Source organism: Rhizobium sp. BK661 (assembly GCF_024808825.1).
GTDB lineage: Bacteria > Pseudomonadota > Alphaproteobacteria > Rhizobiales > Rhizobiaceae > Rhizobium.
This window is the reverse complement of sequence record NZ_JANTYT010000002.1, coordinates 444,584-471,281: the sequence shown is the minus strand read 5'-3', so window position 1 is coordinate 471,281 and position 26,698 is coordinate 444,584. Positions and strand designations below refer to the sequence as shown.

General features: G+C 57.5%; 25 protein-coding genes. 14 read left to right on the top strand and 11 right to left on the bottom strand.

Annotation, left to right across the window (positions count from 1 at the left end; translation table 11 throughout):
• Positions 1-52 precede the first annotated feature (52 nt).
• Positions 53-535, top strand: a complete 483-nt coding sequence (gene secB / locus FHX16_RS08550; RefSeq protein WP_016556856.1) for a protein-export chaperone SecB — start codon at positions 53-55, stop codon at positions 533-535.
• 57 nt (positions 536-592) lie between these two features.
• On the opposite strand, the gene dnaQ is transcribed toward secB, so the two are convergent.
• From dnaQ to FHX16_RS08525, 5 genes are read right to left on the bottom strand one after another with little or no spacing between them, the layout of a single operon-like run.
• A complete protein-coding gene (dnaQ, locus tag FHX16_RS08545) occupies positions 593-1,303 on the bottom strand; it encodes a DNA polymerase III subunit epsilon (protein WP_259126959.1) in 711 nt (236 codons plus the stop codon).
• Positions 1,296-1,907, bottom strand: a complete 612-nt coding sequence (coaE, locus tag FHX16_RS08540) for a dephospho-CoA kinase (protein WP_183864394.1) — start codon at positions 1,905-1,907, stop codon at positions 1,296-1,298. Before coaE ends, dnaQ begins: the two co-directional genes overlap by 8 nt.
• A complete protein-coding gene (locus tag FHX16_RS08535) occupies positions 1,907-2,764 on the bottom strand; it encodes a shikimate dehydrogenase (protein ID WP_183864393.1) in 858 nt (285 codons plus the stop codon). Before FHX16_RS08535 ends, coaE begins: the two co-directional genes overlap by 1 nt.
• On the bottom strand, positions 2,757-3,356 hold the full coding sequence (locus FHX16_RS08530) for a Maf-like protein (protein ID WP_183864392.1): 600 nt from the start codon (positions 3,354-3,356) through the stop codon (positions 2,757-2,759). Before FHX16_RS08530 ends, FHX16_RS08535 begins: the two co-directional genes overlap by 8 nt.
• Positions 3,357-3,387: 31 nt before the next feature.
• Entirely contained in the window at positions 3,388-4,209 is an 822-nt protein-coding gene (locus FHX16_RS08525) for a pyruvate, water dikinase regulatory protein (RefSeq protein ID WP_183864391.1), read from the bottom strand.
• A 401-nt stretch (positions 4,210-4,610) separates the two neighbouring features.
• Here FHX16_RS08525 and hemE point away from each other — a divergent pair, with 401 nt between their 5' ends.
• From hemE to FHX16_RS08485, 8 genes are all read left to right on the top strand, one after another.
• The gene (hemE, locus tag FHX16_RS08520; protein WP_259126957.1) at positions 4,611-5,645 is read left to right on the top strand and encodes a uroporphyrinogen decarboxylase; all 1,035 of its coding nucleotides are present in this window, start codon (positions 4,611-4,613) and stop codon (positions 5,643-5,645) included.
• Positions 5,646-5,648: 3 nt separating this feature from the next.
• Positions 5,649-6,185 carry a protoporphyrinogen oxidase HemJ gene (hemJ, locus tag FHX16_RS08515; RefSeq protein ID WP_183864389.1) on the top strand — a complete coding sequence of 179 codons (537 nt, stop codon included), beginning with the start codon at positions 5,649-5,651 and terminating at the stop codon, positions 6,183-6,185.
• Between the two features lie 190 nt (positions 6,186-6,375).
• Positions 6,376-7,641: a transcription termination factor Rho gene (rho, locus tag FHX16_RS08510; RefSeq protein ID WP_183754898.1), complete on the top strand. Its 1,266-nt coding sequence runs from the start codon at positions 6,376-6,378 to the stop codon at positions 7,639-7,641.
• A gap of 96 nt (positions 7,642-7,737) precedes the next feature.
• Positions 7,738-9,051 carry a tRNA uridine-5-carboxymethylaminomethyl(34) synthesis GTPase MnmE gene (gene mnmE, locus FHX16_RS08505; RefSeq protein ID WP_183864388.1) on the top strand — a complete coding sequence of 438 codons (1,314 nt, stop codon included), beginning with the start codon at positions 7,738-7,740 and terminating at the stop codon, positions 9,049-9,051.
• A gap of 108 nt (positions 9,052-9,159) precedes the next feature.
• Entirely contained in the window at positions 9,160-11,034 is a 1,875-nt protein-coding gene (mnmG, locus tag FHX16_RS08500) for a tRNA uridine-5-carboxymethylaminomethyl(34) synthesis enzyme MnmG (RefSeq protein ID WP_183864387.1), read from the top strand.
• Between the two features lie 31 nt (positions 11,035-11,065).
• On the top strand, positions 11,066-11,683 hold the full coding sequence (rsmG, locus tag FHX16_RS08495; protein ID WP_183864386.1) for a 16S rRNA (guanine(527)-N(7))-methyltransferase RsmG: 618 nt from the start codon (positions 11,066-11,068) through the stop codon (positions 11,681-11,683).
• 17 nt (positions 11,684-11,700) lie between these two features.
• Positions 11,701-12,495, top strand: coding sequence for a ParA family protein (locus FHX16_RS08490; RefSeq protein WP_183754906.1), 795 nt, complete (start codon positions 11,701-11,703; stop codon positions 12,493-12,495).
• A 26-nt stretch (positions 12,496-12,521) separates the two neighbouring features.
• The gene (locus tag FHX16_RS08485) at positions 12,522-13,406 is read left to right on the top strand and encodes a ParB/RepB/Spo0J family partition protein (protein ID WP_183864385.1); all 885 of its coding nucleotides are present in this window, start codon (positions 12,522-12,524) and stop codon (positions 13,404-13,406) included.
• 4 nt (positions 13,407-13,410) lie between these two features.
• On the opposite strand, the gene holA is transcribed toward FHX16_RS08485, so the two are convergent.
• From holA to leuS, 3 genes are read right to left on the bottom strand one after another with little or no spacing between them, the layout of a single operon-like run.
• The gene (gene holA / locus FHX16_RS08480) at positions 13,411-14,445 is read right to left on the bottom strand and encodes a DNA polymerase III subunit delta (RefSeq protein ID WP_183864384.1); all 1,035 of its coding nucleotides are present in this window, start codon (positions 14,443-14,445) and stop codon (positions 13,411-13,413) included.
• A gap of 11 nt (positions 14,446-14,456) precedes the next feature.
• Positions 14,457-14,978 carry an LPS assembly lipoprotein LptE gene (gene lptE / locus FHX16_RS08475; protein WP_183864383.1) on the bottom strand — a complete coding sequence of 174 codons (522 nt, stop codon included), beginning with the start codon at positions 14,976-14,978 and terminating at the stop codon, positions 14,457-14,459.
• The gene (gene leuS, locus FHX16_RS08470; RefSeq protein ID WP_183864382.1) at positions 14,968-17,598 is read right to left on the bottom strand and encodes a leucine--tRNA ligase; all 2,631 of its coding nucleotides are present in this window, start codon (positions 17,596-17,598) and stop codon (positions 14,968-14,970) included. The genes lptE and leuS overlap by 11 nt, the downstream gene beginning before the upstream one ends.
• 198 nt (positions 17,599-17,796) lie before the next feature.
• Between leuS and FHX16_RS08465 the strand changes: the two genes are divergently transcribed.
• Positions 17,797-18,456, top strand: a complete 660-nt coding sequence (locus tag FHX16_RS08465) for a YggS family pyridoxal phosphate-dependent enzyme (protein ID WP_183864381.1) — start codon at positions 17,797-17,799, stop codon at positions 18,454-18,456.
• Positions 18,457-18,538: 82 nt separating this feature from the next.
• Positions 18,539-20,449, top strand: coding sequence for a propionyl-CoA synthetase (locus FHX16_RS08460; protein WP_183864380.1), 1,911 nt, complete (start codon positions 18,539-18,541; stop codon positions 20,447-20,449).
• Between the two features lie 56 nt (positions 20,450-20,505).
• Here the strand turns inward: FHX16_RS08460 and FHX16_RS08455 are convergent, their stop codons facing one another.
• On the bottom strand, positions 20,506-21,204 hold the full coding sequence (locus FHX16_RS08455; protein WP_016556837.1) for a DUF1013 domain-containing protein: 699 nt from the start codon (positions 21,202-21,204) through the stop codon (positions 20,506-20,508).
• 222 nt (positions 21,205-21,426) lie between these two features.
• Here FHX16_RS08455 and acs point away from each other — a divergent pair, with 222 nt between their 5' ends.
• The gene (gene acs, locus FHX16_RS08450; RefSeq protein WP_183754920.1) at positions 21,427-23,382 is read left to right on the top strand and encodes an acetate--CoA ligase; all 1,956 of its coding nucleotides are present in this window, start codon (positions 21,427-21,429) and stop codon (positions 23,380-23,382) included.
• A 33-nt stretch (positions 23,383-23,415) separates the two neighbouring features.
• On the opposite strand, the gene FHX16_RS08445 is transcribed toward acs, so the two are convergent.
• Positions 23,416-23,760 (bottom strand): thermonuclease family protein, encoded by a 345-nt coding sequence (locus FHX16_RS08445; protein WP_259126952.1) that lies wholly within the window; start codon positions 23,758-23,760, stop codon positions 23,416-23,418.
• A 153-nt stretch (positions 23,761-23,913) separates the two neighbouring features.
• A complete protein-coding gene (locus tag FHX16_RS08440; RefSeq protein ID WP_183755320.1) occupies positions 23,914-24,138 on the bottom strand; it encodes a DUF1674 domain-containing protein in 225 nt (74 codons plus the stop codon).
• A 123-nt stretch (positions 24,139-24,261) separates the two neighbouring features.
• On the opposite strand from FHX16_RS08440, the gene htpX reads away from it, so the two are divergent.
• Both htpX and FHX16_RS08430 read left to right on the top strand, forming a co-directional pair.
• Complete coding sequence (htpX, locus tag FHX16_RS08435) at positions 24,262-25,224, top strand: zinc metalloprotease HtpX (protein WP_183864378.1); 963 nt, start codon at positions 24,262-24,264, stop codon at positions 25,222-25,224.
• Complete coding sequence (locus tag FHX16_RS08430) at positions 25,215-26,609, top strand: RsmB/NOP family class I SAM-dependent RNA methyltransferase (protein WP_259126950.1); 1,395 nt, start codon at positions 25,215-25,217, stop codon at positions 26,607-26,609. Before htpX ends, FHX16_RS08430 begins: the two co-directional genes overlap by 10 nt.
• Positions 26,610-26,698: the final 89 nt, after the last annotated feature.

The window sequence follows — 26,698 nt, the reverse complement described above, 5'->3', positions numbered from 1 at the left end:
CCATGCCCGAAATGATAGAGCGGCACCATCCAATGCCCTCGAGGAAAAGCCAATGGCCGACGAAAACAGCAATAACGGTGCAACGAGCCCGAGCCTTACCATCCTTGCCCAGTATACCAAGGATCTCTCCTTCGAAAATCCGGGTGCTCCGCGTTCGCTGCAGGCGCGTGACAAGGCTCCGGCCATCAACATTAATGTCAACGTCAACGCCAATCCGCTCTCCGATACGGATTTCGACGTCGTTCTCTCTCTGAACGCCGAAGCCAAGGATGGTGACAAGACGGTGTTCCACACTGAGCTCGTCTATGGCGGCGTTTTCCGGATTGCGGGTTTCCCGCAGGAGCACATGCTGCCGGTCCTCTTTATCGAGTGCCCCCGCATGCTCTTCCCGTTCGCACGTCAGATCATTGCCGACGTCACGCGTAATGGCGGCTTCCCGCCGCTGATGATCGATCCGATTGATTTCTCTCAGATGTTTGCGCAGCGGGTTGCCGAAGAGCAGGCCCGTGCCAAGGTCCAGGCAACCACGAACTAACAGTTCGCGCATAGCACGCTGGAACAAAATCGAATGCCCGGGTCGCCCCGGGCATTTTTAGTTTGCGAGATCGTATTTTCCCCAGACACCCTTGGCGCCGAGTTTGGCAATGAGCGCGTCATGGGCTTGCTGCTCGCCTTCGCTGAGACGCGGCGCAAGGGGCCGCGGCCGTTCGAGCGTCCCGACGATGATTTCCTCGACCACGATTTCCTGGCCTGCCGAATTGCTCGCGGCGGTTCCGAGGCCAAGGGCGGCCTGACGGCCACCGATCATCTCGATGTAGACATCGGCCAGCAGTTCGGAGTCGAGAAGCGCGCCGTGCTTCGTTCGATGTGCATTATCGATGCCATAGCGGCGACAAAGCGCATCGAGCGAGTTGGGTCCCATCGGATGCTTGCGGCGCGCCATCGACAGTGTGTCGAGCACGCGGTCAGGCAGAATCGGCGGCAAATCGAGCCTTGCGAGCTCAGCGTTTATGAAGCCCATATCGAACGTGGCATTATGCGCGATCCATTTCGCGTCGCCAAAGAAATCGATAATTTGCTGCGCAACATCTGCGAACGAGGGCTTGTCCTTGAGGAACTCATCGGTGATGCCGTGAACGGCAAGCGCGTCCGGGTGTACTTTCTGATCGCCCGGATTGATGTAAATATGGATCGTATTGCCGGTCGGAAAATGATTGAAAAGCTCGATGCCGCCGATCTCGATAATGCGGTCCACACGGTTATCGAGGCCCGTGGTTTCCGTATCGAAGATGATTTCACGCATTCAGGAAGTCCCCGCTGGCGAGCCGCCGCTTCAGGTCCGAGATAATCTCGGCGACCCGTGTTCTGGCCGTTTCGATGCTATGCCCGGTATCGATCACATAATCGGCTCTTGCTCGCTTTTCCGCATCCGGCGTCTGGCGCGCAAGAATCATATTGAATTTTTCCACTGTCATTCCCGGCCGCGCAAGTACGCGGTCTCGCTGTATCTGTGGATCACAGCTGACGACCACGATGACATCGACCCTGTTCTCAGCCCCTGTTTCGAACAACAGCGGGATATCGATCAACACCATTGGCGAGCCGCGTTGCCGCTCACGTTCGATGAATTCTAACTCGCGCTTTCTCACAAGCGGATGGACGATGGCTTCGAGGCGCCTGAAACCGTCCGGGCTTCCGGCCAACTGACGACCGAGCTCCTGCCGATCGACGGCACCGTCCTTCATCGTGCCGGGAAAGGCCGCATCGACAAGCGGTGCTGCCTCGCCGGCGTAAAGGTCATGGACGACGGCATCGGAATCATTCACGGGCACTCCTGCTTCAGCGAAGAGCTTTGCCATGGTTGATTTGCCCATTCCAATCGAGCCGGTCAGTCCAATCCGCAACATCAATGCCTGTCCATATCCTCAATGATGATCGCACGCAGCTTCTCGTCGACCGCCGGGCGATGCCCGAACCATTTCTCAAATCCGGGCACGGCTTGGTGCAGCAGCATGCCGAGCCCGTCGACAACAGCGAAGCCTTGCTGTTGGGCCTGCACCAGGAACGGCGTCATCAGGGGGACGTAGACGATATCCGTCACAACGGCATCGGAGAGTAACGGCGAAAAATCGATCCGAGGCGCGCCTTCGCCATCCATACCCAGCGACGTCGTGTTGACGAAAAGACCCACGCCACTCATGACTTCAGGTAGCGCAGCCATCGAATGAGCATGTATCTTGGGTCCAAACCGATCCGCCAATTCCTTGGCGCGCTCGACCGTTCTGTTGACCAGATGAATTTCCTTGACGCCTCGGTCGCGCAGGGCCTGGATGATGGCTCGGCTTGCCCCTCCCGCGCCGAGGACCACCGCCTTTTCCGCCTCGTCCCAACCGGAATGTCGTTCATCGAGATTGGCCGTAAAGCCGCGTCCATCCGTATTTGTCGCCTTCAGCCGGCCGTTGTCCATCCAAAGCGTATTGGATGCGCCCAATTCTTCGGAAAGTTCATCGGGATCGTCGGCAAGTTTGAACGCCATTTCCTTATGCGGGATGGTGACATTGCCGCCTACGAAGCCGGATTCGCCGTTCTTCAGAGAATCTACAAAGGCTGCAAAATCGTTAGGCGCAACCTCGTGGGCGCAGTACGAACCTGGCAATCCAAGGGTCTTCAGCCAGTAGCCATGGATGAGAGGGGACCTGGAATGCTTGACGGGAAAGCCTGTGACGAAGGCCTTTGGCTCGAATGTTTCACGTGAATCATGCATCGATGGCACCCAATTCTCTGAGCTTCTCCAACAGCGGCAACATCGGTAACCCCAAGATTGTAAAATAGTCTCCATCGATCTTCGAAAACAATTGAAGCCCCTCTCCCTCGAGTTGATAGGCACCGACGCTGCCGAGTGCCCTCTCCCCCACCCGGTTCAAATGCCGAGCGATGAAATCGGTGGTTAGCGGTCGCATCGTTAGGTCCGCGTGCGAGACATGCTCCCAGACGATGTCGCCGCCGTAAGCAATCGCGATCGCGCTGTTCAGCCGATGTGTCTTGCCCGAGAGCGCGCGAAGGTGGTTCGCAGCATCCGCCATGTCCTTTGGCTTGTGGAAGGTCTGCGGCCCAAGCGACATCGTCTGATCAGAGCCGATGACGAAGCACGCCGGAAACCGGTCGCTGACTTCCTTCGCCTTCGCCTTGGCGAGGACGAGCGCCACAGTATCCGGCGTAGCGCCTTCTCGTTCGAGAGGCGCTTCAACCGCGCGCTCGTCAATCTGGGCTGCATGTGCGTCGAAGGCGAGCCCGGCATTTTGCATCAGCATGCGGCGGAACGGGCTGGAGGATGCGAGAATGAGCTTGGGTACCATGGAGCCTCGAACAGGTCTGATGTGACAGCGCTTAACGGAGCTTCGGACGGAGCGCAACAATCGCTGCTGCAGTCTCTTCGATGGAGCGGCGCGTCACGTCGATAAGGGGCCAGTTGTGCCGGGCACAGAGCGACCGCGCGTATTTCAGTTCCTCCGAGATGGCAGCCCGGTCGGTGTATTGCCCGCGGTCAAAGCCAGGAGTTGCTCCCAAAATACGGTTCTCGCGAACCTGCGATATCCGATCGGTCGTAGCAATCAGGCAGACAATCAGAGGTTTGGTCGCGGTGAGTAGTCCGTCCGGAAGCGGCACGCCGTGGACAATCGGGATGTTCGCCGTCTTGATGCCGCGATTGGCGAGGTAGATGCTCGTCGGAGTTTTCGACGTTCGACTGATGCCAATGATGACAACATCGGCGTCATTGTAGTCGTCGGGCATCTGTCCGTCATCGTGATCCATCGTAAAGTTAAGCGCTTCAATGCGGGCAAAGTAGCCGGCATTCATTACGTGTTGCGCACCGACGCGACGGCGTGACGGTGCACCGAGATAGATCTGGAAAGCGTTCATGACCGGTTCAAGCACGTTGACGGACGCAACGCCCATCTCCGCACAGCGCTGATCGATGAAGGTCGCGAGCTCGCGGTCGACAATCGTATAAAGAACGATCCCAGGCTGACTATCGATCGACTGCAGCACCTGCAGAAGCTGCTTGCGATTGCGGACCAACGGGTAGACGTGCTCGATCGGCTGTGCGGCTTTGAATTGTGCCGAAGCCGCGCGGCCGGCAGAAATCAGTGTTTCGCCGGTCGAGTCAGAAATCAGATGTAGATGGAAGAAGTTTGGGCGGTTCTCCACGTTATTATTGGCCACCTGTTGAAAAGACTGGACAGCCGAGAGCTAAGAGACACGGCGGGGATAAGGCAAGGGAAAACATGCCACCTTTTCCACAAATCGAATTTCGCGGAAGCTCAAAAAAGTCGCTTGTTGGTTCTGTGGATAGTTGGTGACCGTTCCACGAAAGTCGATACTTTTTCCACAGTTCCGCCCGAACTTGCGTTCTCTATCCGATTGTAAATATTCTCATATTTCCGTCTATCCCCGATTTTCGTGTAGCGGTTCTCCGTCTCCTCCCCTTGGCGCGGCGGCAGCGCGACAAAACGCTCCGGTAGTGGATCGATTTTAATCCTTGATAGAAACAGACTCTAAGAAATAGAAACCTTTTAAATTATCTTTGATTTTTTATAGGGAAGAGAAGCGTGGGAGACAGCCGCCGGAAAATCATGAGGGTCTTGGACGGCGAGACACTCAGCCCCCCTCCAATCTGGCTGATGAGGCAGGCCGGACGATACCTTCCCGAGTATAGAGAAACGCGCGCGAAGGCAGGAAGTTTCCTGGACCTTTGCTATACGCCTGACCATGCCGTTGAGGTAACGCTCCAACCCATTCGTCGCTATGGTTTTGATGCAGCCATCCTCTTTTCCGATATTCTCGTGATTCCGGATGCGATGAAACGCAACGTTCGCTTCACGGAAGGGCATGGACCGGAGATGGATCCGATCGATGAAACCGGAATCGGCCGACTGGAGTTCGACCACGTCGTCGACTACCTCAAACCGGTTCTCGAAACAGTTGAGCGTCTTCGAAATGAGCTGCCTGCCGAGACGACTTTGCTCGGCTTCTGTGGCGCTCCGTGGACGGTGGCGACTTATATGATAGCCGGTCACGGAACGCCCGATCAGGCCCCTGCCCGGCTCTTCGCCTACAAACATCCGAAAGCTTTCGAACACCTGCTTGCTGTTTTGGCGGAAGTGTCAGCCGACTATCTCGTCGCGCAGATCGATGCCGGGGCCGACGCTGTGCAGATTTTCGATTCCTGGGCCGGTGTTCTCGGTGAGCGGGAATTCGAGGCATTCGCGGTGAAGCCGGTCGCGCGGATGATCGCCTCCATAAAAGCACGACGGCCGAATGCCCGGATCATCGCCTTTGCAAAGGGCGCCGGCTTCCTGCTGAAGAGCTATCGTCAGCGGACGAAGGCGGATGCGATCGGTCTCGACTGGTCGGTGCCACTGAATTTCGCTGTAGAGCTGCAGAAAGACGGTGCGGTTCAGGGTAACCTCGATCCGATGCGCGTGGTGGCCGGTGGCGGAGCTCTGATGGATGGTATCAACGATATCCTCGACAAGCTCGGTAACGGCCCGCTGATCTTCAATCTCGGTCATGGGATTACCCCCCAGGCGAACCCTCAAAATGTCCAGCTGCTCGTGGACCATGTCCGCGGTTGGAGGCGATAGCCCATGGAGAAGCAGACCGATGAGAAACCTGGCGCCTACGCACGTCGCCGGGCGCATTTCGCGATCCTGTTCTTTGCACTTCTGGCTGTGGGGTTATTTCTCTGGAATCCGGATGATCTCTACCTTTGGATCAAGGCGCTTCATATCATAGCGGTGATTTCGTGGATGGCTGGCCTCTTCTACATGCCGCGCCTCTTCATCTATCATACCGATGCCGAGCCGGGTTCAACCCAGTCGGAAACCTTCAAGGTCATGGAGCGCCGTCTTCTGAAGGTGATCATGAACCCGGCAATGATGCTGACCTGGATTCTTGGCCTCTATCTTGCCTGGTCGGTCTACGACTTCCAGGGAGGATGGTTGCATGCAAAGATCGGTCTCGTCGTGCTTCTGACAGCCGTGCACGTCTTCTTCTCAAGCGCCGTCAAGGCGTTTGAGCGTGATGAAAACCGCCGGTCTGCACGCTATTGGCGTTTCATGAACGAGGCGCCGACCCTATTGATGATCGGGATTGTTATCCTCGTCGTCGTCAAACCGTTCTAAAGAGACGTTGTCGGTTAAATTTGCTTGATTTTAAGCAGCCCCCTTGCGGCGGTGAACCTTACTCGCTATTTTCCCTCCACCTCATCCTTGTGGCATGTATGTAAAGTTTGATCGTCTGCGATCTCTTCGCAGGACCGGTTACAGCCTCGACATCGCCTTCCCCCCAGAATTTAAGAGTAATGGTCACTTCATGGCTGAAATGAAGCTTCAAGAACTTAAGAGTAAGTCCCCGACGGATCTGCTGGCGTTTGCCGAATCGCTCGAGGTCGAAAATGCAAGCACCATGCGCAAGCAGGAACTGATGTTTGCGATCCTGAAGGTGCTTGCCAGCCAGGATGTGGAGATTATCGGCGAAGGTGTTGTTGAGGTTCTCCAGGATGGTTTCGGCTTCCTGCGGTCCGCCAACGCCAACTATCTTCCGGGTCCCGACGATATCTATATCTCGCCCTCCCAAATTCGCCGCTTCTCGCTGAAGACTGGCGACACCGTTGAAGGCCCGATCCGTGGACCGAAGGAAGGCGAGCGCTACTTCGCACTGTTGAAGGTCAACACAATCAATTTCGACGATCCCGAAAAGATTCGTCACAAGGTGCATTTCGATAACCTGACACCGCTCTACCCCAATGAACGTTTCAGGATGGAGCTGGAGGTTCCCACCTCCAAGGATCTTTCGCCGCGCGTCATTGACCTTGTTGCGCCGCTGGGCAAGGGGCAACGCGGACTGATCGTCGCGCCGCCGCGCACCGGTAAGACCGTCCTTCTCCAGAATATCGCTCATTCAATTACGGCGAATCATCCCGAGTGCTATCTCATCGTTCTCCTCATCGACGAGCGTCCCGAGGAAGTGACAGACATGCAACGCTCCGTTCGCGGGGAAGTCATTTCGTCAACCTTCGACGAACCGGCCGTGCGCCACGTTCAGGTGGCGGAGATGGTCATCGAAAAGGCCAAGCGCCTCGTTGAGCATGGCCGCGACGTTGTCATCCTGCTTGATTCGATCACGCGTCTCGGTCGCGCCTATAACACTGTCGTACCCTCTTCCGGTAAGGTTCTTACCGGTGGTGTCGATGCTAACGCCCTGCAGCGCCCCAAGCGTTTCTTCGGCGCGGCCCGCAATATTGAAGAGGGCGGATCGCTCACGATCATCGCCACAGCTCTCATCGATACGGGTAGCCGCATGGACGAAGTTATCTTCGAAGAATTCAAGGGCACCGGTAACTCGGAAATCGTCCTCGACCGCAAGGTCGCCGACAAGCGTATCTTCCCGGCGATGGACATCCTGAAGTCCGGAACACGTAAGGAAGACTTGTTGGTACCGCGCCAGGACCTGCAGAAGATCTTCGTGCTGCGGCGTATCCTTGCGCCGATGGGCACGACGGACGCAATCGAATTCTTGATCGACAAGTTGAAGCAAACGAAGAATAATCCGGACTTCTTCGACTCCATGAACACCTGATCCTTAGCCGGATTCACCAAGGTAAACCGGTCACAGCGTGGCCGGTTTTTTCTTTTTATACACCTGTTATCTTCAGCCTTGCACTGGAGAAGGAAAATGCTGCCCAACATGGACACAATATTCGCGCTGTCGAGCGGTGCCGTCCCTGCGGGACTCGCGGTGGTTCGAATCAGCGGCGCTGATGTCCCTACGGTTCTGGCCTCACTGATTGGCGCGCCGCCCCCGGCTAGACAAGCAGCACTGAGGTCGATTCGGACTCGTAATGGTCTGGTGATTGACACCGCGCTCGTTCTATATTTCCCGGCGCCGCATTCTTTCACGGGCGAAAGCGTCGCGGAGATACATCTCCACGGCGGCCGCGCCGTGGTTGATGCTTTACATCGGGAACTTGCGGAATTCGAGAATCTACGACCAGCGGCGCCAGGAGAATTTTCGCGGCGCGCCTTCGAAAATGGCAAGCTGGATCTAATCGAAGTCGAGGGCCTGGCAGATTTGATTGCAGCCGAAACGGAGATGCAGCGGCGGCTGGCTGTCGAGCAGAGCTCGGGCGGCCTTTCATCGGTCTACAACGGATGGGCGGATCGGCTGACGCGCGCTCGCGCCCTAATCGAAGCAGAGCTTGATTTTCCGGACGAGGAGGATGTGCCGGGTTCCGTATCGGATCAAGTATGGGCTGACGTGGCGAGGCTGGTCACAGAAATGCGCGAGCATCTCCTACAGCTCGAGGCTGGTGAGATTATCCGAGACGGTTTCAAGGTTGTTATCGCCGGCAGACCGAATGCCGGTAAGTCGAGCCTGATGAACGCCTTGGCTAAGCGCGACGTTGCGATTGTCACCGATATCGCCGGGACAACAAGGGACGTACTGCACGTTGATCTGAACATGGACGGCTACCTGGTCAAACTTTACGACACGGCGGGCCTTCGCGCCGCAGCGGAGAGAGTTGAACGCGAGGGTATCCGACGGGCCGAGAAAGCGATTGCCGAAGCCGACCTCTTGATCTTTGTCGAGGATATGTCGGTAGATACCGCAACGAACACGTACCCTGAGGGTGCGTTGCTGGTCGGCGCCAAAAGCGACTTGCCCCGTAAGAGTATGAATGACTATGATCTCGTCATCTCGGCGGCGGACGGAACCGGCCTGGAAAGGCTGCGCGCCCTGATTGTCGAGCGTCTAAGAGCCAAAGTGCATCCGCAGTCGATGGCTATCCCGAGTCGGACGCGTCACAAAGATTCGCTGGCGAAATCACTCTCTGCTTTGGAGACGTCGTTACTAAACCCCACGCGAGGGTTGGATCTGCGAGCGGAAGACCTAAGAGCGGCCAGTGATGCACTGGGGCGCGTCACGGGACGTGTCGACGTGGAGAACTTGCTCGACGTGATCTTCGGAGAGTTCTGCATCGGAAAATGATTCACGTGAAACATCCGAATCGGTGCCGCCGCGGAGCGGTTTCACGTGAAACGCCTTGACTCGCTGCAACACTTCGATCATCACCGGACAATCTCAGGAGCTCGAAGAATGAACACCTCACGGTTCGATGTCATCGTCATCGGCGGCGGACATGCCGGATGCGAAGCCGCTGCGGCCGCTGCGCGTCTTGGTGCCAAGACGGCGCTGGTCACGCATCGCCGCGACACGATCGGTATCATGTCGTGCAATCCGGCAATTGGCGGACTTGGTAAAGGCCACCTGGTTCGAGAGATCGACGCCATGGATGGGCTGATGGGACGGGTGGCTGACGCCGCCGGTATTCAGTTTCGTATGTTGAACCGGAAGAAGGGGCCCGCGGTTCGCGGCCCGCGCACCCAAGCCGATCGCAAGCTGTATCGAGAAGCGATGCTCGCGGAAATCGAAAGCGTCGAAAATCTTACCGTCGTCGAAGGTGATGCGTTCGATCTGACGATAGTAGAAAATCGTGTTGCAGCTGTTGTCATGAAAGATAGCCGGATTCTTTCCTGCGGCTCTGTGGTGTTAACCACCGGAACTTTCCTACGCGGTCTTATTCACATCGGCGACAAGAAGATACCGGCTGGTCGCGTTGGTGAGGAACCGTCGCTCGGCCTCTCTCATACGCTTCTGAGCCTAGGTCTGGGGCTTGGACGCCTCAAGACCGGTACCCCGGCGCGCCTGGATGGCACTACCATCGATTGGCAGAGTGTTGGCCGACAGGGTGCTGATGACGAGCCCGTCCCGTTCTCATTCATGACAGATCAGATCGTGAACCCGCAGATCGAATGTGGCGTGACACGTACCACCGAGGCAACACATCGGATCATCGTTGAGAATCTCAGGCGATCCGCAATGTACTCGGGTCAGATTGAGGGAGTCGGCCCGCGCTACTGTCCGTCAATCGAGGACAAGCTGGTGAAGTTCGGCGAACGCGACGGACATCAGGTTTTTCTTGAGCCTGAGGGTCTCGACGACAAGACGGTCTATCCCAATGGAATCTCGACCTCACTGCCTGCCGAGATCCAGGACACATTCATTCGAACGATTCCCGGTCTTGAGCGCGTTCAGATTCTGCAGCCGGGTTACGCGATCGAATACGATCATGTGGATCCTCGAGAACTGAAGCCGTCGCTGGAAGTCAAGAAGATGCCTGGATTGTTTCTGGCTGGGCAAATCAACGGTACAACGGGCTATGAGGAAGCGGCAGCTCAGGGTCTCGTCGCCGGTATCAATGCCGCCCGCCTGGCTGGCGGCCAGAGCGAGGTTCTCTTTAGTCGCACTGATTCGTACATCGGGGTGATGGTCGATGACCTAACATCTCGCGGTGTTGCTGAGCCATATCGGATGTTTACGTCCCGTGCCGAGTATCGTTTGTCGCTGCGGGCAGACAACGCAGATGTTCGCCTCACGCCGTTGGCTATTCAGATCGGGAGTGCTTCATCCCGCCGCCGTGATCGCTTTCAAGCCTATAGTGACGCGTTGGAGCGAGGCCGCTCGCACCTTAAGGCACTGTCAGTGACCCCAAACGAGGCCGGCCGCTTTGGACTCAAGTTGAATCAGGATGGCCAGCGCCGCTCAGCTTACGATCTTCTGTCGTATCCCGATTTTAGCTTGCAGGATCTTCGGCAGATTTGGCCTGAGCTGTCGCGTATTGACAGTCGGGTGGCTGATGCCCTGGAGATAGAGGCGGGCTATGCAGTCTACATGCAGCGGCAATCAGCTGATATCGCGCACGTGAAGCGTGATGAGGACCTGACGATACCGGGCGACTTTGACTTCAGCGTCCTCGCCGGTCTATCCAACGAGTTAAAGTCTAAGTTGCACAATACGCGCCCATACAACGTCGCGCAGGCCGCTAAGATCGACGGCATGACGCCAGCCGCCATCTCCTTGTTGCTCGTTCACTTGAGACGTGGTGTCTTTAGCGCCGCGGCATCAGGCTGAGGCGCCTATTGCAATTTACGAGAGTCCTATCATGCACCTAAACGGTCGGCGTGTTTCACGTGAAACACAGGAGCGCCTTGAACATTTCGTGGGCCTTTTCCAAAAGTGGGCAAAGGCTATCAATCTCACTGCGCCATCCACGCTAAATGACGCGTGGAACCGACATATTGCTGACTCCGCACAGGTCTTTCAGATCCAATCGTCGCCTCTCACGTGGGTTGACCTCGGTAGCGGCGGTGGCTTCCCTGGCGTTGTAACGGCTATTATGCTTGCCGAACTGGGTGGTGGATGGGTTCATTTGGTCGAGAGTAACCGCAAGAAGGCTGCGTTTCTCCGCACAGCACTTCGCGAGACCGGTGCTCGAGGGTCCATACACATCGAGCGAATCGAAGACGCTCCGCCGACTATCGAGAACTGCGATTTTGTCTCTGCTCGGGCGCTTGCAGACCTCACAAAGCTCCTGACCTATGTCGAGCCATGGTCGCAGAAGAATGCGGATCTTCGTGCTTATTTCCACAAAGGACGGGATTACCGTGCCGAGATCGAGAAAGCGCGTGGTGAGTGGCGATTCGATCTGTTAGAACATAAGAGCGCTGTCGAGGAGGATTCCGTGGTTCTGGAAATCTTCAACATTCGACGCTTGGCTTAACAGATCGGGCTTTGGCTATGGCTGGCGAACGAAATCGTATAATCACCATTGCAAATCAGAAAGGCGGCGTTGGTAAGACCACGACTGCCATCAACCTGGCGACGGCCCTGGCTGCGATCGGCGAGCGGGTTTTGATTGTTGACCTCGATCCCCAAGGCAACGCCAGCACCGGCCTCGGTATTGACCGGAAGCATCGCCGGCTATCTTCCTATGACTTGCTTTTGGGCGATTGCTCTGTGGAGGAGGTGGCGCAGGAGACTGCAGTACCCAACCTCTATATAGTGCCTTCGACAATGGATTTGCTCGGTGTCGAAATGGAGATCGCGAGCCAAAATGATCGCGTCTTCAAGCTGAAGAAGGCTCTCGCCAAAGAGGATGCTTTCCGCTTCTCCTATATTCTTGTCGATTGCCCACCCTCCTTTAACCTCCTGACGATGAACGCGATGGCTGCGGCGCATTCAGTGCTTGTGCCGCTGCAATGCGAGTTTTTCGCCCTCGAGGGTCTTAGTCAGCTCCTGGAGACTGTCGATCAGGTTCGACGTACCGTTAACCCCAACCTCGACATCCAAGGCATCGTGCTGACAATGTTCGATTCTCGCAACAATCTGGCGCAACAGGTTGTTAACGATGTGCGCACCCATCTCGGAGAAAAAGTCTACCATACGTTGATTCCGCGAAATGTACGCGTTTCGGAAGCGCCGTCCTATGGAAAGCCGGCAATTCTGTATGATCTGAAGTGTGCGGGGAGCCAGGCGTATCTCCAGTTGGCATCCGAGGTTATCCAGCGCGAGCGCCAACGTCTCGCCGCGTGATTTGAAGAAAGAATGGCGAGTTATTCATGAACGATGATGTCTCGAAGAGAAGACTTGGTCGCGGCTTAGCTGCATTGATTGGCGAGATGGACCAGCCGATTCCGGTTGATACTGCAAAGCCGGGAGTCAGCGCCGATCGTATGGTTCCGATCGAATTCGTCAGCCGGAACCCGCGCAACCCTCGGCGCTTCTTTGATGATGGCCAACTGCATGAACTCGCGAGTTCTATCCGCCAACACGGCATTGTCCAGCCGGTCGTAGTTCGCACGCTTGCAAGCAATCAGTTCGAGATCATCGCCGGCGAAAGACGGTGGCGGGCGGCGCAACTGGCCGGTCTCGTAGAAATCCCCGTGATCGTGCGCGACGTCGATGATAAAACCGCGCTCGAGATCGCGATTGTTGAGAACGTGCAGCGCTCCGACCTCAATCCGCTGGAAGAGGCGCTAGGCTATGATCAGCTGATGGCGGAATATGGTTATACGCAGAATGATCTCGGCGAAATTATCGGCAAGAGCCGTAGTCATGTTGCGAACTCGCTGCGTCTCCTGAAGTTACCGGAGCCGGTTCGCGATCTGTTGGCTGCGGGCAGCCTCTCGGCCGGCCACGCCCGAGCCTTGGTGCCGACCTCTGACCCGACCGCCCTCGCCCGTACGATCGTCGCAAAGGGCATGTCAGTGCGCGACGCTGAACGACTGGCTCAGAACGATATTAAGGCACAATCCGAGCCAAGGGCTCCAGGGCACCAGAAGGATCAGAAGGATTCGGACACGCTCGCATTAGAGCGGACATTGTCGGATGCACTCGGCCTCGATGTGATGATCAATCACAAAGCGAGCGGAGGACAAATTCGAATTTCCTATAAGTCATTGGAACAATTAGAAGAAATCTGCAGACTTTTGGAGCGTCGCTAAGCAGTTATCGACGTGCCGACTGTAATGTCGTTGAGAGCAGCGTTTGGAGAGCGATGCTGTCTTCCAGGGCTGCGCGCTTGCGGGTTTGTAGAATTGCAGCCTGCAGGCGATTTGCCTCCCGCGCCAAGGCCTCAGCGGACCAGGTTCGGAGTGCCTGTTCGATGATTGGCTTTCGTCGAAAGTGAAGATGGCGGCCTAACGTCTGCATGACCTGCGCAGCCGGCAATCGCTTCTCGTCCATCTCCGTCTTCATCGCGTCAAGCAGTTGAAATTGCTTTAGGCAGGCCTGAACAACAAGGAACACAGCGGTCTTGGAGGATATGATCTTCTGCATCGCGTGCAGAAAACTTGCTGGATTGCCGTTCAGCACCGCATCGACCGCATCATCTACCGATATTGCGCTAGCGTCGCCAATGATCTCTGTAACGTGGTGTTCTTCGATCGTCGGTTTTCCGCGGCAATAGAGTGCGAGCTTTCGCAGTTCATTGCGCGAGGCAATACGATCTCCCCCAATGAGTTCCAGCAAAGCTTGCCGTCCAGCCGGCGTGATGCCGATTCCAGCGCTGGAGAGTTCGCTGTCTATCAGGCTGTTTAGCGCACGGGTGTCATCCGCGTAACAGGGGATTGCCACCAAATTGCGCGCCGCTTCGGTTGCCTTTCGCAGTAGGGATCCTTTCTTCAGATCCCCAGCTTCGACGATCACGTACGTGGCTTCGGGCATGTTGATTGACAAAGCCTGGAGAGAGTCGACCAGATATTTCTCGTTCGCCGCTCCGCGTATCCAGATAAGTTTGTCCCCGCCGAAGAGGCCGATCGCCCCTGCCTCGTCCAGAAGACGGCCTTGATCCCGCTGCAAATCGGAGATGTCGAGCTTTATCAGGGAGAAGGGATCGTCAAGCGAAACTCTGGTCTTGCCCGCGAGCAGTGTCGCACGCTCAGAGACGAGGCCGCGGTCTGGTCCGTAGATGACGAACAGGCGGTAGTTGCGGGCGGATCGCTCAAGAAAGCCTTCAAATTCGTGCGATTTGATTTCCACCACGCTCCGGCTCCTCAGCGGCCGAGCGCAGCCGCAATATCTGCACCAACGAACTCGGCTGCCTGCCGCGCGGCACGATTTTCGGCATCACGAATGGCGCGCTGCTTCGCAAACTCCTGACCCGGAAAATCAAGCAGGGCGGTCGCATAGCGGTTGCCAGCCTTTATAACATGGCCGTCCTTCGTCGACTTCAGGGTATAGTCGACGCTAACCGTTGCACGGCCAGCCAGCGACTCATCCGACGACGCGACGAGCAATGTGCTAATGATGTTCGACCGCACGCTCAATTCCACCTTGTAGTCGGGGTTCTCAGGCTCGCCGGCCCCGCGCCCCGCGATAAAGATCAGCCGGTTGCGAACCTCCTGCCCGACACGGCTGGTCGCTTCGGAGAAGCCAACAGACGAGAGCTTGCCGGCTACGCCTGAGCTTTCGGAATAAAGGGGCCTAACTTGGCAGGATGCGAGAAAGGCCGTGGACGCAAGGATTGCGGCAATACCGGTGCCACGTACCAGCTTAAAAGCGATATCAAACGACAATGTTCACAATCCTTTGCGGAACCACAATGATCTTCTTGGGCGTCTGACCGCTCAGAGCCCTCTTAACGTCGTCCAATGCTAGTACGGCCTCGGTGACGGCATTCTGATCTGCGTCGCGTGAAATTGTCAATTCGGCGCGCTTCTTACCGTTGATTTGAACTGGCAAAACCACATCGTTTTCAACGACGAGGGCGGCATCGTAATGCGGCCAATCGGTGTGTGCCAGCAAACCATCGTTGCCGAGCGCTGCCCAGCATTCCTCGGCCAGGTGGGGCATCATCGGCGCTACCAGCTGGATAAGGATCTGCGCAGCGTCACGTACGGCGGCGCGATAGGCCAAATCGCCCTCGCCGGCAGCAACTTTGGTCAGAGGCGATGCAAGCGCATTGACCAGTTCGTAGATCCGCGCGACAGCCTTGTTGAACCAGAGACGATCATAATCGTTTTCAACGGCCTTGAGTGTCTTGTGAGCGATTTGCGAGATCGCTTGCCCTTCGCCATCCTTAGCCGGAGTCGCAGCCACATTCTTCAGAGCGTCCGCGGCTTCGGCGATCAGTCGCCACAACCGCTGGGTAAATCGGTGAGCGCCCTCGACGCCCGCTTCCGACCAGATGACATCCCGTTCCGGCGGCGAGTCCGAGAGGACGAAGAAGCGTGCAGTGTCGGCGCCATAAGACGCGATGATATCGTCCGGATCAACGACATTCTTCTTCGACTTCGACATCTTCTCGATCGACCCGATCGCGATTTCTTCCCCGCCGGAGAGGTGATAGGCGCGGCGTTTGCCGTCGAGCTCTTCAATGCGAATGTCGGCGGGCGCGACCCACTCGCGGCTCATTCCCGAGCCGCGGCTGTATGTTTCGTGCACGACCATACCCTGCGTAAAGAGACCCTTGAACGGCTCCCTGGCGTCGACGTGACCCGTCTCGCGCATCGCCCGGGTGAAGAAACGCGAGTAGAGCAGATGCAGGATGGCGTGCTCGATGCCGCCAATATATTGATCGACCGGGAGCCATCGATTGGCAGCGCTGACGTCGGTCGGCTTGTCCTCCCAGGGGGCGGTGAAGCGCGTGAAATACCAGCTCGAATCGACAAAGGTATCCATCGTGTCGGTTTCACGCCGCGCATCCTTGCCGCACTGCGGGCAGCCGACATGCCGCCACGTCGGATGACGGTCGAGCGGATTGCCGGGCTGATCGAAGGTAACGTCCTCAGGCAACTTTACCGGCAGATCCTTCTTCGGAACGGGAACGACGCCACAGTCATCGCAATGGATGACCGGTATCGGGCAGCCCCAATAGCGCTGGCGTGAAATGCCCCAATCGCGCAGGCGGAAGTTCACCTTGCGCTCCCCTTGAGGAGCATTCCCGAGCGTCATAGATGACAGGCGGTCGGCCACGATCTCGAATGCTTCAGTTGTGTTCTTGCCATCCAGGAAACGCGAATTGATCATCACGCCATCACCGTCATAGGCAACGTCACCGACACTGAACGTCGCGGCATCGCTATCCACCGGCATAACAACCGGAACAACGGGCAGACCGTACTTGCGTGCGAAATCGAGGTCGCGCTGATCGCCGGACGGGCAACCAAAAATCGCTCCAGTGCCATAGTCCATAAGAACGAAGTTCGCGACAAAGACAGGTAGTTCCCATGAGGGATCAAGCGGATGCCTTACCCGAATCCCGGTATCGATGCCCTTCTTCTCCGCGGTTTCCAGTGCCGCGAGCGAGGTGCCGGCACGACGGCATTCCTCGCAGAAAGCATCGATAGCCGGATTTTTCGCCGCGGCATCCTTCGCCAGCGGATGGTCGGCCGCTATGGCCAGGAACGAAGCGCCAAACAAAGTGTCTGGTCGAGTCGTATAGACTTCGATCTCGGTTTCTCCGGTCGGAGCTGTCGGCTGGACGATCTCCCAGCGCAGCATCATGCCCTCGGATCGGCCGATCCAATTCTTCTGCATGAGCCGGACCTTTTCAGGCCACTGATCAAGCGTGTCCAGCGCGTCAAGCAGATCCTGACTGAAGTCGGTGATCTTGAAGAACCACTGCGTCAATTCTCGTTGCTCGACCAGCGCACCTGAACGCCAGCCTCGGCCGTCGATCACTTGCTCGTTGGCGAGAACCGTGTTGTCGACCGGGTCCCAATTGACCTTCGACTGCTTGCGATACACGAGCCCCTTCTCTAGGAAATCCAGGAAGAGATGCTGTTGGTGCTGGTAGTAGGCGACGTCGCAGGTTGCGAATTCGCGGCTCCAGTCCAACGACAGGCCCATCGCTTTCAACTGGGACTTCATGGAGGCAATATTCTGATAGGTCCAGGACGCGGGATGGACGCCTCGCTCCATCGCCGCGTTTTCAGCCGGCATGCCAAAAGCGTCCCAGCCCATGGGATGCAGGACATTGTAGCCGCGAGCGCGCTTGTAGCGGGCGACGACATCGCCCATCGCGTAGTTCCGCACATGGCCCATGTGGATGCGACCGGACGGATACGGAAACATCTCGAGGACGTAATACTTCTCGCGCGGATCGCTGTTGTCGGTCTCGAAGACCTTCGCCTCGTTCCATTTCTGCTGCCAGCGAGGTTCGGCATCGCGCGGGTTATAACGTTCGGTAGCCATGGTATTCGTATTTCCAGAAAATCAGGGGAAGTTGGTGGTGACCTTCACCATGAAACCGCGGTAGCGTCAAGTTTTGTGGGCGCCGTAGGCGCCGGATCTCGGTCTTCCGGCCACGATTTCAAGCATGTGGGCCTTGGCAAGCACAGCCCGGGCGTTTAGTGCATGGCCATCTTCTCACGCGACATCTCGAGGCGAACGATGGAACTAGAAGAGCGATTGAACGATGTACGCTCGCGTATTGCTGCAGCCGAGCTGCAAGGCAGACGACCGGATGGGTCGGTCCAGCTGGTTGCCGTCTCGAAGACATTCGACGCAGACGCGATTCGCCCAGCGCTCGAGGCTGGGCAGCGAATATTCGGAGAGAACCGGGTCCAGGAAAGTCAGGGAAAATGGCCTGACCTGAAAGCTGAAATACCCGGCATCGAACTTCATCTCATCGGACCCCTGCAGTCGAACAAGGCAGCGGAAGCAGTGGCGCTGTTTGATGTCATCGAAACTGTTGATCGCGAGAAAATTGCCCGCGTACTTGCCGATGAGATGAAGCGCCAGGCGAAGACCCCCCGCCTCTACGTTCAGGTGAATACCGGGCTTGAGCCGCAGAAAGCAGGAATCGCACCCAAAGAGACGATGCAGTTTATCGGTTTTTGCCGCGACGAGCTCGGCCTCACCATTGAGGGATTGATGTGCATTCCGCCCGCTGACGAAAATCCGGGCCCGCATTTCGCTTTGCTGGCGCAGCTCGCGAAGGCTTGCGGCGTCGAGAAATTATCGATGGGAATGTCCGGGGACTATGAAACGGCGATCGCCTTTGGGGCGACCAGCGTCCGCGTGGGGTCCGCGATTTTCGGCGCCCGCTGATACGCTGCTTTCGTCGGGCTTCCTCTCCTGCCCAGCCTCTCCTAGATTGCTAAGGTAACTTGCATATCCTGGGGAGGAGCAGATGCAGGGTGGCTATCAGCGAACCTATGCCAGATGGAAGGACGATCCCGAGGCCTTCTGGCAGGAGGCGGCGGCGCAAATTGACTGGTTCAAAGAGCCGGAACTGACGTTTTCACGGGAGGGCGGTCCATATGGCCGTTGGTTCCCCGGGGGCGAAACCAATACTTGCTATAATTGCTTGGATCGCCATGTTCGGGCAGGTCGCGGCGGCGACACCGCATTCATCTACGACAGCCCCATCAGCGGTGCGAAGACCATCTTTACCTACGGCGAAGTTCTCGCCGAAGTGAGTGCCATCGCCGCGACGCTGCGCGAACGGGGGATTGGCAAGGGCGACCGCGTTATCATCTACATGCCGATGGTGCCGCAAGCAGTCTTCTCCATGCTTGCATGCGCGCGCATCGGCGCTGTTCATTCCGTCGTGTTTGGTGGCTTTGCCGCAAACGAGCTTGCCGCGCGCATTGACGATTCGGGAGCGAAACTAATCGTGACCGCAAGTTGTGGGCTCGAGCCGGGGCGGGTGGTACCCTACAAGCCTTTGGTGGATCAAGCGATTGCCATCGCCAAGTCAAAACCAGCGCATTGTCTTGTCCTGCAAAGACCGCAGCTTGCGGCAGATTTGGTCGATGGTCGTGATGAGGATTTCGAGGCTGCTGTTGCGAGAAACCGTGGAGTGAAGGTGGAATGCGTTTCCCTCGGCGCTACGGACGAACTCTATATTCTCTACACATCGGGCACGACGGGCCAGCCTAAGGGCGTTGTGCGCGACAACGGTGGTCACATGGTCGCCCTTAACTGGTCGATGCGGAACATCTTCGGCATCCGGCAGGGTGAAGTCTTCTGGGCTGCCTCCGATATCGGTTGGGTTGTCGGGCATTCCTACATCGTCTATGCGCCGCTGCTGGCAGGCGCCACCAGCGTGATCTTTGAAGGAAAGCCGGTGGGCACACCCGATGCCGGCGCCTTCTGGCGGATCGCTTCGGAGCATGACGTTCGCGTTCTCTTCACCGCCCCCACCGCCTTCCGCGCCATTCGCCGCGAAGATAGCGAGGGTGTTCACCTCAAGGCGTATTCCATGCCGAATTTCAGGGCCCTGTTTCTGGCGGGAGAGCGCGCCGATCCGGAGACATTGAAGTGGGCCGAGCGTATGCTCGATGTTCCTGTGATCGATCATTGGTGGCAGACCGAAACCGGATGGCCGATGGTGGCGAATCCGCTCGGCCTTGAGGTGTTGCCGGTAAAGCATGGCTCCCCATCGGTACCCATGCCCGGATACAGCATCCACGTTCTCGATGACGCCGGCCACCCGGTTGCGCCGGGGATACTTGGCAATGTGGTTGTCCAGCTCCCCCTGCCCCCAGGTTGTCTGCCCACTTTGTGGAATGCGGATGCGCGCTTTCACTCAGCCTATCTGGCCGAATTTCCTGGCTATTACAAAACGGCGGATGCCGGGTATGTGGATGAGGATGGCTACCTCTTCATCATGTCTCGCACGGACGACATCATCAATTGTGCCGGTCACCGTCTGTCGACGGGGGCCATGGAAGAAGTTTGTGCCACGCATCCGGATGTCGCCGAATGCGCGGTGGTCGGAATTGCCGACCAGTTGAAGGGGCAGGTGCCCTGCGGTTTCCTTGTCCTCAAAAAGAATGTTTCACGGGAAACATCGGCGATCGAATCGGAGGTCGTTCAGCTCATCCGGGAAACGATCGGCCCGGTGGCTGCTTTCAAAACGGCGATAACCGTCGACCGCCTTCCCAAGACCCGCTCTGGCAAGATCCTGCGCGGCACGATCCAGAAGATTGCCGATGGCGTGCCGTGGAAAATGCCGGCGACGATCGACGACCCGGCAATTCTCGAGGAGATCGGTGAAGCGTTGCGCAAGCGCGGCTTCGGCTCGCTGCCGATGTAGATACAAAGTAAAAAGGCCCCGCTACGCAGGGCCTTCTAAATCATTCATCAAAACAATCAGTACTGATCGTCTTCGTCCTCATCCTTCGGAGAGGACTTCAGCGACTTGAGTTTTGCGAAGACGGCATCGGCGTCGATTTCCTTCTCCTCTTCGCGATCATGGCTCGTCAGACGTTCAGTTTCATGCGCCGACTGCAGGGTCGCGCCAAGCTCGGCCGCCGTCGGCAGCGGACGACCCTTTGCTGCCTTCTCGACTTCCATGTCGAGATCGATTTGGCTGCAGAGACCGAGTGTCACCGGGTCCATCGGCGCGAGATTTGCGGAGTTCCAGTGTGTGCGCTCGCGAATCTGTTCGATTGTCGATTTTGTGGTACCGACCAGCCGTGAAATCTGCGCATCCTTCAGTTCCGGATGGTTGCGCACCAGCCAGAGAATGGCGTTCGGACGATCCTGGCGCTTCGAAACCGGTGTGTAGCGCGGACCGCGACGTTTGGATTCGGGAACGCGAACCTTGGGCTCGGAGAGCTTCAGCTTATGCGCCGGATTCTTTTCCGCGCGGGCGATTTCGTCGCGTGAAAGCTGACCGGTTGCTATGGGATCGAGACCCTTGATGCCTTGCGCAGCTTCGCCATCGGCAATTGCCTTCACTTCGAGCGGATGCAGTCTGCAAAACTGAGCGATCTGGTCGAATGACAGGGCTGTGTTGTCGACGAGCCAGATGGCAGTCGCCTTCGGCATGAGCAATTGTTGAGCCATGGATATAGTCCTTCTGTCGTCCGCGCCGGTGTCGCGGTCCGTGGATTGTCACCACTATGTCCGGGAAATATGGCGCTATATAACCGCAGTGACGCAGAATTGCAATTGATCACGAATGAAATGACCTTTGTCTAATTGCCGGGCAAATGCGACCTGCTATGAATGCCTAGAGCCAAGCCGGACTGCTTCGTTCCGTCCGGTGTCCGAGTGAGGAGGAGTTCCATGTCCGAAAAGATCTACCCGGTGCAAAAACCGGTGAAGAACCATGCGCTTATCGATAGAGCCAAGTACGAACAATGGTACGAGGAAAGCGTCGAGAACCCTGACAAATTCTGGGGCAAGCATGGCAAGCGGATCGATTGGTTCAAGCCTTACACGAAGGTCAAGAACACGTCCTTTACTGGCAGGGTCTCGATCAAGTGGTTCGAGGACGGGCAGACGAACGTTTCCTACAACTGCATCGATCGGCACCTGAAGACCAACGGTAATCAGACGGCAATCATCTTCGAGGGCGACAACCCGTACGTCGACAAGAAGATCACTTACAACGAGCTTTACGAGCATGTTTGCCGGATGGCGAACGTGATGAAGAAGCACGGCGTCAAGAAGGGAGATCGCGTCACGATCTACATGCCGATGATCCCGGAGGCGGCCTACGCGATGCTCGCCTGCGCACGCATCGGCGCAGTCCATTCGGTGGTGTTCGGTGGCTTCTCTCCGGAAGCACTGGCCGGGCGTATCGTCGATTGCGAATCCACCTTCGTGGTCACCTGCGACGAAGGCGTCCGCGGCGGCAAACCTGTTCCGCTGAAGGACAATACCGACACGGCCATTCACATTGCCGCCCGCCAACATGTCATCGTCGACAAGGTGCTCGTGGTGCGCCGTACCGGCGGCAAGACCGGCTGGGCGCCGGGCCGCGACCTCTGGTACCATCAGGAAATCGCCACGGTTAAGCCGGAGTGCCCGCCGGTGAAGATGAGGGCGGAGGATCCGCTATTCATCCTTTACACTTCCGGCTCGACGGGAAAGCCAAAGGGCGTATTGCATACGACCGGTGGCTATCTCGTCTACGCGGCAATGACCCATGAGTATGTCTTCGACTACCATCCGGGCGATATCTACTGGTGCACCGCCGACGTCGGCTGGGTCACCGGTCATTCCTACATCGTCTACGGTCCGCTTGCGAACTGCGCGACGACGCTGATGTTCGAGGGGGTGCCGAACTTTCCGGACCAGGGTCGGTTCTGGGAGGTTATCGACAAGCACAAGGTCAACATCTTCTACACGGCGCCGACGGCGATCCGGTCGCTGATGGGGGCTGGCGATCACTTCGTCACCCGCTCGTCGCGCTCTAGCCTGCGTCTGCTCGGAACAGTCGGCGAGCCGATCAATCCGGAAGCGTGGGAATGGTATTACAATGTCGTTGGCGACAAGCGTTGCCCTGTCATCGATACCTGGTGGCAGACGGAAACGGGCGGTCACATGATCACGCCGCTTCCGGGCGCGACCGACCTGAAGCCGGGGTCCGCGACGATGCCGTTCTTCGGCGTGAAGCCGCAGCTGGTCGATAATGAAGGCAATGTACTCGAGGGTGCCGCCGACGGAAACCTCTGCATTACCGATAGCTGGCCGGGTCAGATGCGGACCGTCTACGGCGATCACGAGCGCTTCATCCAGACATACTTCTCGACCTACAAGGGCAAGTACTTCACCGGCGACGGCTGCCGACGGGATGAGGACGGCTACTACTGGATCACCGGTCGCGTCGATGACGTGCTGAATGTTTCAGGCCACCGCCTCGGTACCGCCGAAGTCGAATCCGCGCTCGTTTCGCACAACCTTGTCTCGGAGGCGGCTGTCGTGGGCTACCCGCATCCGATCAAGGGTCAGGGCATCTATTGCTACGTCACGCTGATGGCCGGCAACGAAGGTTCGGACGATTTGCGCCAGCAACTGGTCAAGCATGTCCGCAGCGAAATCGGCCCGATCGCTGCACCCGACAAGATACAGTTTGCCCCGGGTCTTCCAAAAACGCGTTCGGGCAAGATCATGCGCCGTATCCTGCGCAAGATCGCCGAAGATGACTTCGGCTCTCTCGGCGATACCTCGACGCTTGCCGATCCGGCAGTAGTCGATGACCTCATCGCCAACCGCCAGAACAAGGCGACCGCATAAAGAAGGAAGCCGCTCCGAGCGATCGGGGCGGCTTCAATTCTCTGCGCCGCAGGTTTCTCGCGGTTTTCGGCCGCCGTTGTAGGCCCGCACGATCCCGTCTTCCAGCATGTCTTGAGCCGGATTCCTGCCATCTGAAAGGGTGACGTTCGCCAGGATGCGGCCGAAATACTTGTCGCCCGCGATCTGCGTCAGCTGGATTTCCGATGATCCCGATGTCAGGGTTTCGAGGGCATGGCGCGCGTCGATCCCCGCGCGTCTTGTTTCAGCGCAGCTAGAGTGCATTTCGGGCGCGTCGATTCCGCGGATCCGGACATACACTTCCATTGTCTGCTGCGGCCAAGGACGCGCTTCGACCAGCAGCGTGTCGCCATCGATCACCCTCAGGATTTCCGCCGAAACAGGCCCTTCTATTTCGTCGCGAGCAACGGCCGTTACAGGGGTCGCAACAAGGGCAAGCGCAACGAGGGGAGCAATCTTTCTCATAAAAGGAATAAATTCCGATCATGAGTGAAAGTCAATAGGAATATTTACTTAGAAATCGATCGCCCTGCCATTGATTTCCCAATCTCCAAAGCGCGAGGGATCTGCGCCGCCGCGGCCACCTATCTCTGCAGGCATTTCTACCGGCTTCTCGTTTCGGCGCCGCTCTTCGGCCTCGGCAAGCGCGCGCTTGGCAGCCGGTGATAGCAACTTCCGAGGAGCCTCGGCAGCCTCAGTCGCCAGGGTTTCGTCGTTGTCGTTGTCTGCTGGCTGCATCATGCGATTCCGCCTGAAAAACATTGAAAATGGCTGGTGAATGACCAAATCATAGAGCGCCAGCGCCGCAATTGAAACCCTCTGGTTTTATGCGGTCCGCTCAGGGGCACTTTGGAGATAGCGATGAATCTTGTCCGTACAGCCATGTTGCTCGCCTTCATGACCGCATTGTTCATGGCCGTCGGCTTCCTAATTGGCGGGCGTGGCGGCATGATGATCGCGTTCGTGATCGCCGCCGGAATGAACTTCTTTTCCTACTGGAATTCCGACCGGATGGTGCTGTCGGCTTATCACGCCCAGGAGATCGACGAGCGCAATGCGCCGGAGTTTTTCACGATCATAAGGGATTTGGCGCGCAATGCTGGCTTGCCGATGCCGAAGGTCTACCTCTACGACAGCCCACAACCAAACGCCTTCGCGACAGGTCGTAATCCGGAAAACGCTGCCGTTGCCGCGTCCACTGGGCTACTGAGTGCGTTGACGCCCCAGGAAGTCGCCGGCGTGATGGCGCACGAACTGGCGCACGTGCAGAATCGCGACACCTTGACGATGACCATCACGGCGACGCTTGCCGGCGCGATTTCCATGCTGGGAAATTTTGCGTTTTTCTTCAGTGGCAACCGAGAAAACAACAACAATCCGCTCGGTTTCGTAGGGGTGTTGCTGGCGATGATCGTCGCGCCGCTTGCTGCAATGATGGTGCAGATGGCCATCAGCCGGACGCGCGAATACTCGGCCGATCGCCGTGGTGCAGAGATTTGTGGTAATCCGCTGTGGCTTGCATCGGCACTTGGCAAGATCGCACGTGGCGCCTCGCAGGTGCCGAACTACGATGCCGAGCGCAATCCGGCAACCGCCCACATGTTCATCATCAATCCGCTGACCGGTGCTGGGATGGATAATCTGTTCTCCACGCACCCGAACACGGAAAACCGGATCGCAGCGCTGCAGGAAATGGCGCGCGGTGGCATGAATATCTCGACGCCGCCGGTTCGCGCTGATAATCCGATGCGCAAATCGCGTTCGGTTCCGAATACCGGTATTGATCGCGGTGGTTCACAACCGCCAAAAGGTCCGTGGTCTTGAATTCTGACGGCAAGAAAAAGCCATTTCGCAAACCAAAGTCTTCCAATTCGGGCTCTGTCGCTGCTCCGGCAAAGCCCGGATTGCAGGTTCGCGCTGCCGCGGCCAAGATCCTGGCGGCCGTCGTCGACCGGAAGCTTTCGCTTGACGGTGCCTTGGACAATGAACATGGCAATCCGGCGTATAAGGCTCTCAATGAGGGTGACCGAGCCCTCGTTCGCGCCATTCTCAATGCGACGCTGCGCCATTTGCCGCGGATCGACGCCGCAATCGCCGGCTTGCTTGAGTCACCCCTTCCGGAAGGCGCGCGGGCCCTGCATCACGTTCTTGCGATTGCCGCCGCGCAAATTCTCTACCTTGATGTGCCGGATCACGCTGCGGTCGACCTCGCCGTCGAGCAATCAAATCAGGACCCCCGGAATCGCCGTTTTGCAAAGCTGGTGAATGCCGTTCTGCGCCGTCTTGGACGCGAGAAAGACCAGATCTTTGCCGAGATCAACTCCATTCCAGTAATGCCGGAATGGTTTCTCGACCGGCTTGAGAAGGCCTACGGCAAGGAAAGGGCGCGATCGATCTCTGACTCGCAGCTGGAGCCGGCGGCTATCGATCTTACGGTCAAGGATGACGCGCAGGGATGGGCGGAACGTCTGGGCGGCCTCGTGCTGCCGACCGGTGGTGTTCGGCTGGCTGCCTTCGAGGGTGGCGTCCCCTCACTGGAAGGATTTGCGGAAGGCGCGTGGTGGGTTCAGGACGCAGCAGCCAGCATTCCCGCCCAATTGTTTGGCGACTTGGCGGGCAAGCGCGTTGCCGATTTATGCGCAGCTCCCGGCGGTAAGACAGCCCAGCTCATCCTTGCCGGAGGCAACGTTACTGCGGTCGAACAGTCCGAAAACCGCATCAAGCGACTGCGAGGGAATCTCGATCGGCTTGGATTGAATGCCGAGACTGTTGCCAGCGACCTCACCAAATACGAGCCGACGGAGCTTTTCGACGCCATACTGCTCGATGCGCCCTGCTCATCGACGGGAACGACGCGTCGCCATCCCGATGTTCTCTGGGCCAAGGGACCGGATGACATAGCGAAACTTGCAAGTCTTCAGGAACGCCTGCTGCGACACGCGATAACCTTGTTGAAGCCGGGCGGGACGATCGTCTTTTCCAATTGCTCGCTTGATCCGGCCGAGGGCGAAGAGGTAATCGCGCGCGTACTTTCCGACACACCGATGCTTGAGCGTGTCGCCATTGATGCCCAGCAGTGGCCGGGCCTGGAATCTGCCATCAATGCCCTCGGAGAATTCCGCACCACACCCGACATGCTCGAAGCTCCCTCCGGTTTTGCCAGCGGACTTGACGGTTTCTACGCCGTCATGATGCGCCGTGTTGCCTGATTGAAAGGCAACTGGCATAGTTGAGCACCTGTCATAATTTGATACGTAAGTGTCACTGATTCCGGGCTTATTCACTTATTCTTAACGAC

Bases quoted from the DNA above. Each gene is read 5' to 3' on its own strand.
- leuS (WP_183864382.1), bottom strand. From the start codon at position 17,598: ATGGCTACCGAACGTTATAACCCGCGCGATGCCGAACCTCGCTGGCAG.
- rsmG (WP_183864386.1), top strand. From the start codon at position 11,066: ATGCACCTAAACGGTCGGCGTGTTTCACGTGAAACACAGGAGCGCCTT.
- FHX16_RS08455 (WP_016556837.1), bottom strand. From the start codon at position 21,204: ATGGCTCAACAATTGCTCATGCCGAAGGCGACTGCCATCTGGCTCGTC.
- FHX16_RS08490 (WP_183754906.1), top strand. From the start codon at position 11,701: ATGGCTGGCGAACGAAATCGTATAATCACCATTGCAAATCAGAAAGGC.
- FHX16_RS08440 (WP_183755320.1), bottom strand. From the start codon at position 24,138: ATGCAGCCAGCAGACAACGACAACGACGAAACCCTGGCGACTGAGGCT.
- coaE (WP_183864394.1), bottom strand. From the start codon at position 1,907: ATGTTGCGGATTGGACTGACCGGCTCGATTGGAATGGGCAAATCAACC.
- FHX16_RS08485 (WP_183864385.1), top strand. From the start codon at position 12,522: ATGAACGATGATGTCTCGAAGAGAAGACTTGGTCGCGGCTTAGCTGCA.
- FHX16_RS08530 (WP_183864392.1), bottom strand. From the start codon at position 3,356: ATGGTACCCAAGCTCATTCTCGCATCCTCCAGCCCGTTCCGCCGCATG.
- secB (WP_016556856.1), top strand. From the start codon at position 53: ATGGCCGACGAAAACAGCAATAACGGTGCAACGAGCCCGAGCCTTACC.
- htpX (WP_183864378.1), top strand. From the start codon at position 24,262: ATGAATCTTGTCCGTACAGCCATGTTGCTCGCCTTCATGACCGCATTG.
- mnmG (WP_183864387.1), top strand. From the start codon at position 9,160: ATGAACACCTCACGGTTCGATGTCATCGTCATCGGCGGCGGACATGCC.
- FHX16_RS08465 (WP_183864381.1), top strand. From the start codon at position 17,797: ATGGAACTAGAAGAGCGATTGAACGATGTACGCTCGCGTATTGCTGCA.
- FHX16_RS08535 (WP_183864393.1), bottom strand. From the start codon at position 2,764: ATGCATGATTCACGTGAAACATTCGAGCCAAAGGCCTTCGTCACAGGC.
- acs (WP_183754920.1), top strand. From the start codon at position 21,427: ATGTCCGAAAAGATCTACCCGGTGCAAAAACCGGTGAAGAACCATGCG.
- FHX16_RS08460 (WP_183864380.1), top strand. From the start codon at position 18,539: ATGCAGGGTGGCTATCAGCGAACCTATGCCAGATGGAAGGACGATCCC.
- rho (WP_183754898.1), top strand. From the start codon at position 6,376: ATGGCTGAAATGAAGCTTCAAGAACTTAAGAGTAAGTCCCCGACGGAT.
- hemJ (WP_183864389.1), top strand. From the start codon at position 5,649: ATGGAGAAGCAGACCGATGAGAAACCTGGCGCCTACGCACGTCGCCGG.
- mnmE (WP_183864388.1), top strand. From the start codon at position 7,738: ATGCTGCCCAACATGGACACAATATTCGCGCTGTCGAGCGGTGCCGTC.
- dnaQ (WP_259126959.1), bottom strand. From the start codon at position 1,303: ATGCGTGAAATCATCTTCGATACGGAAACCACGGGCCTCGATAACCGT.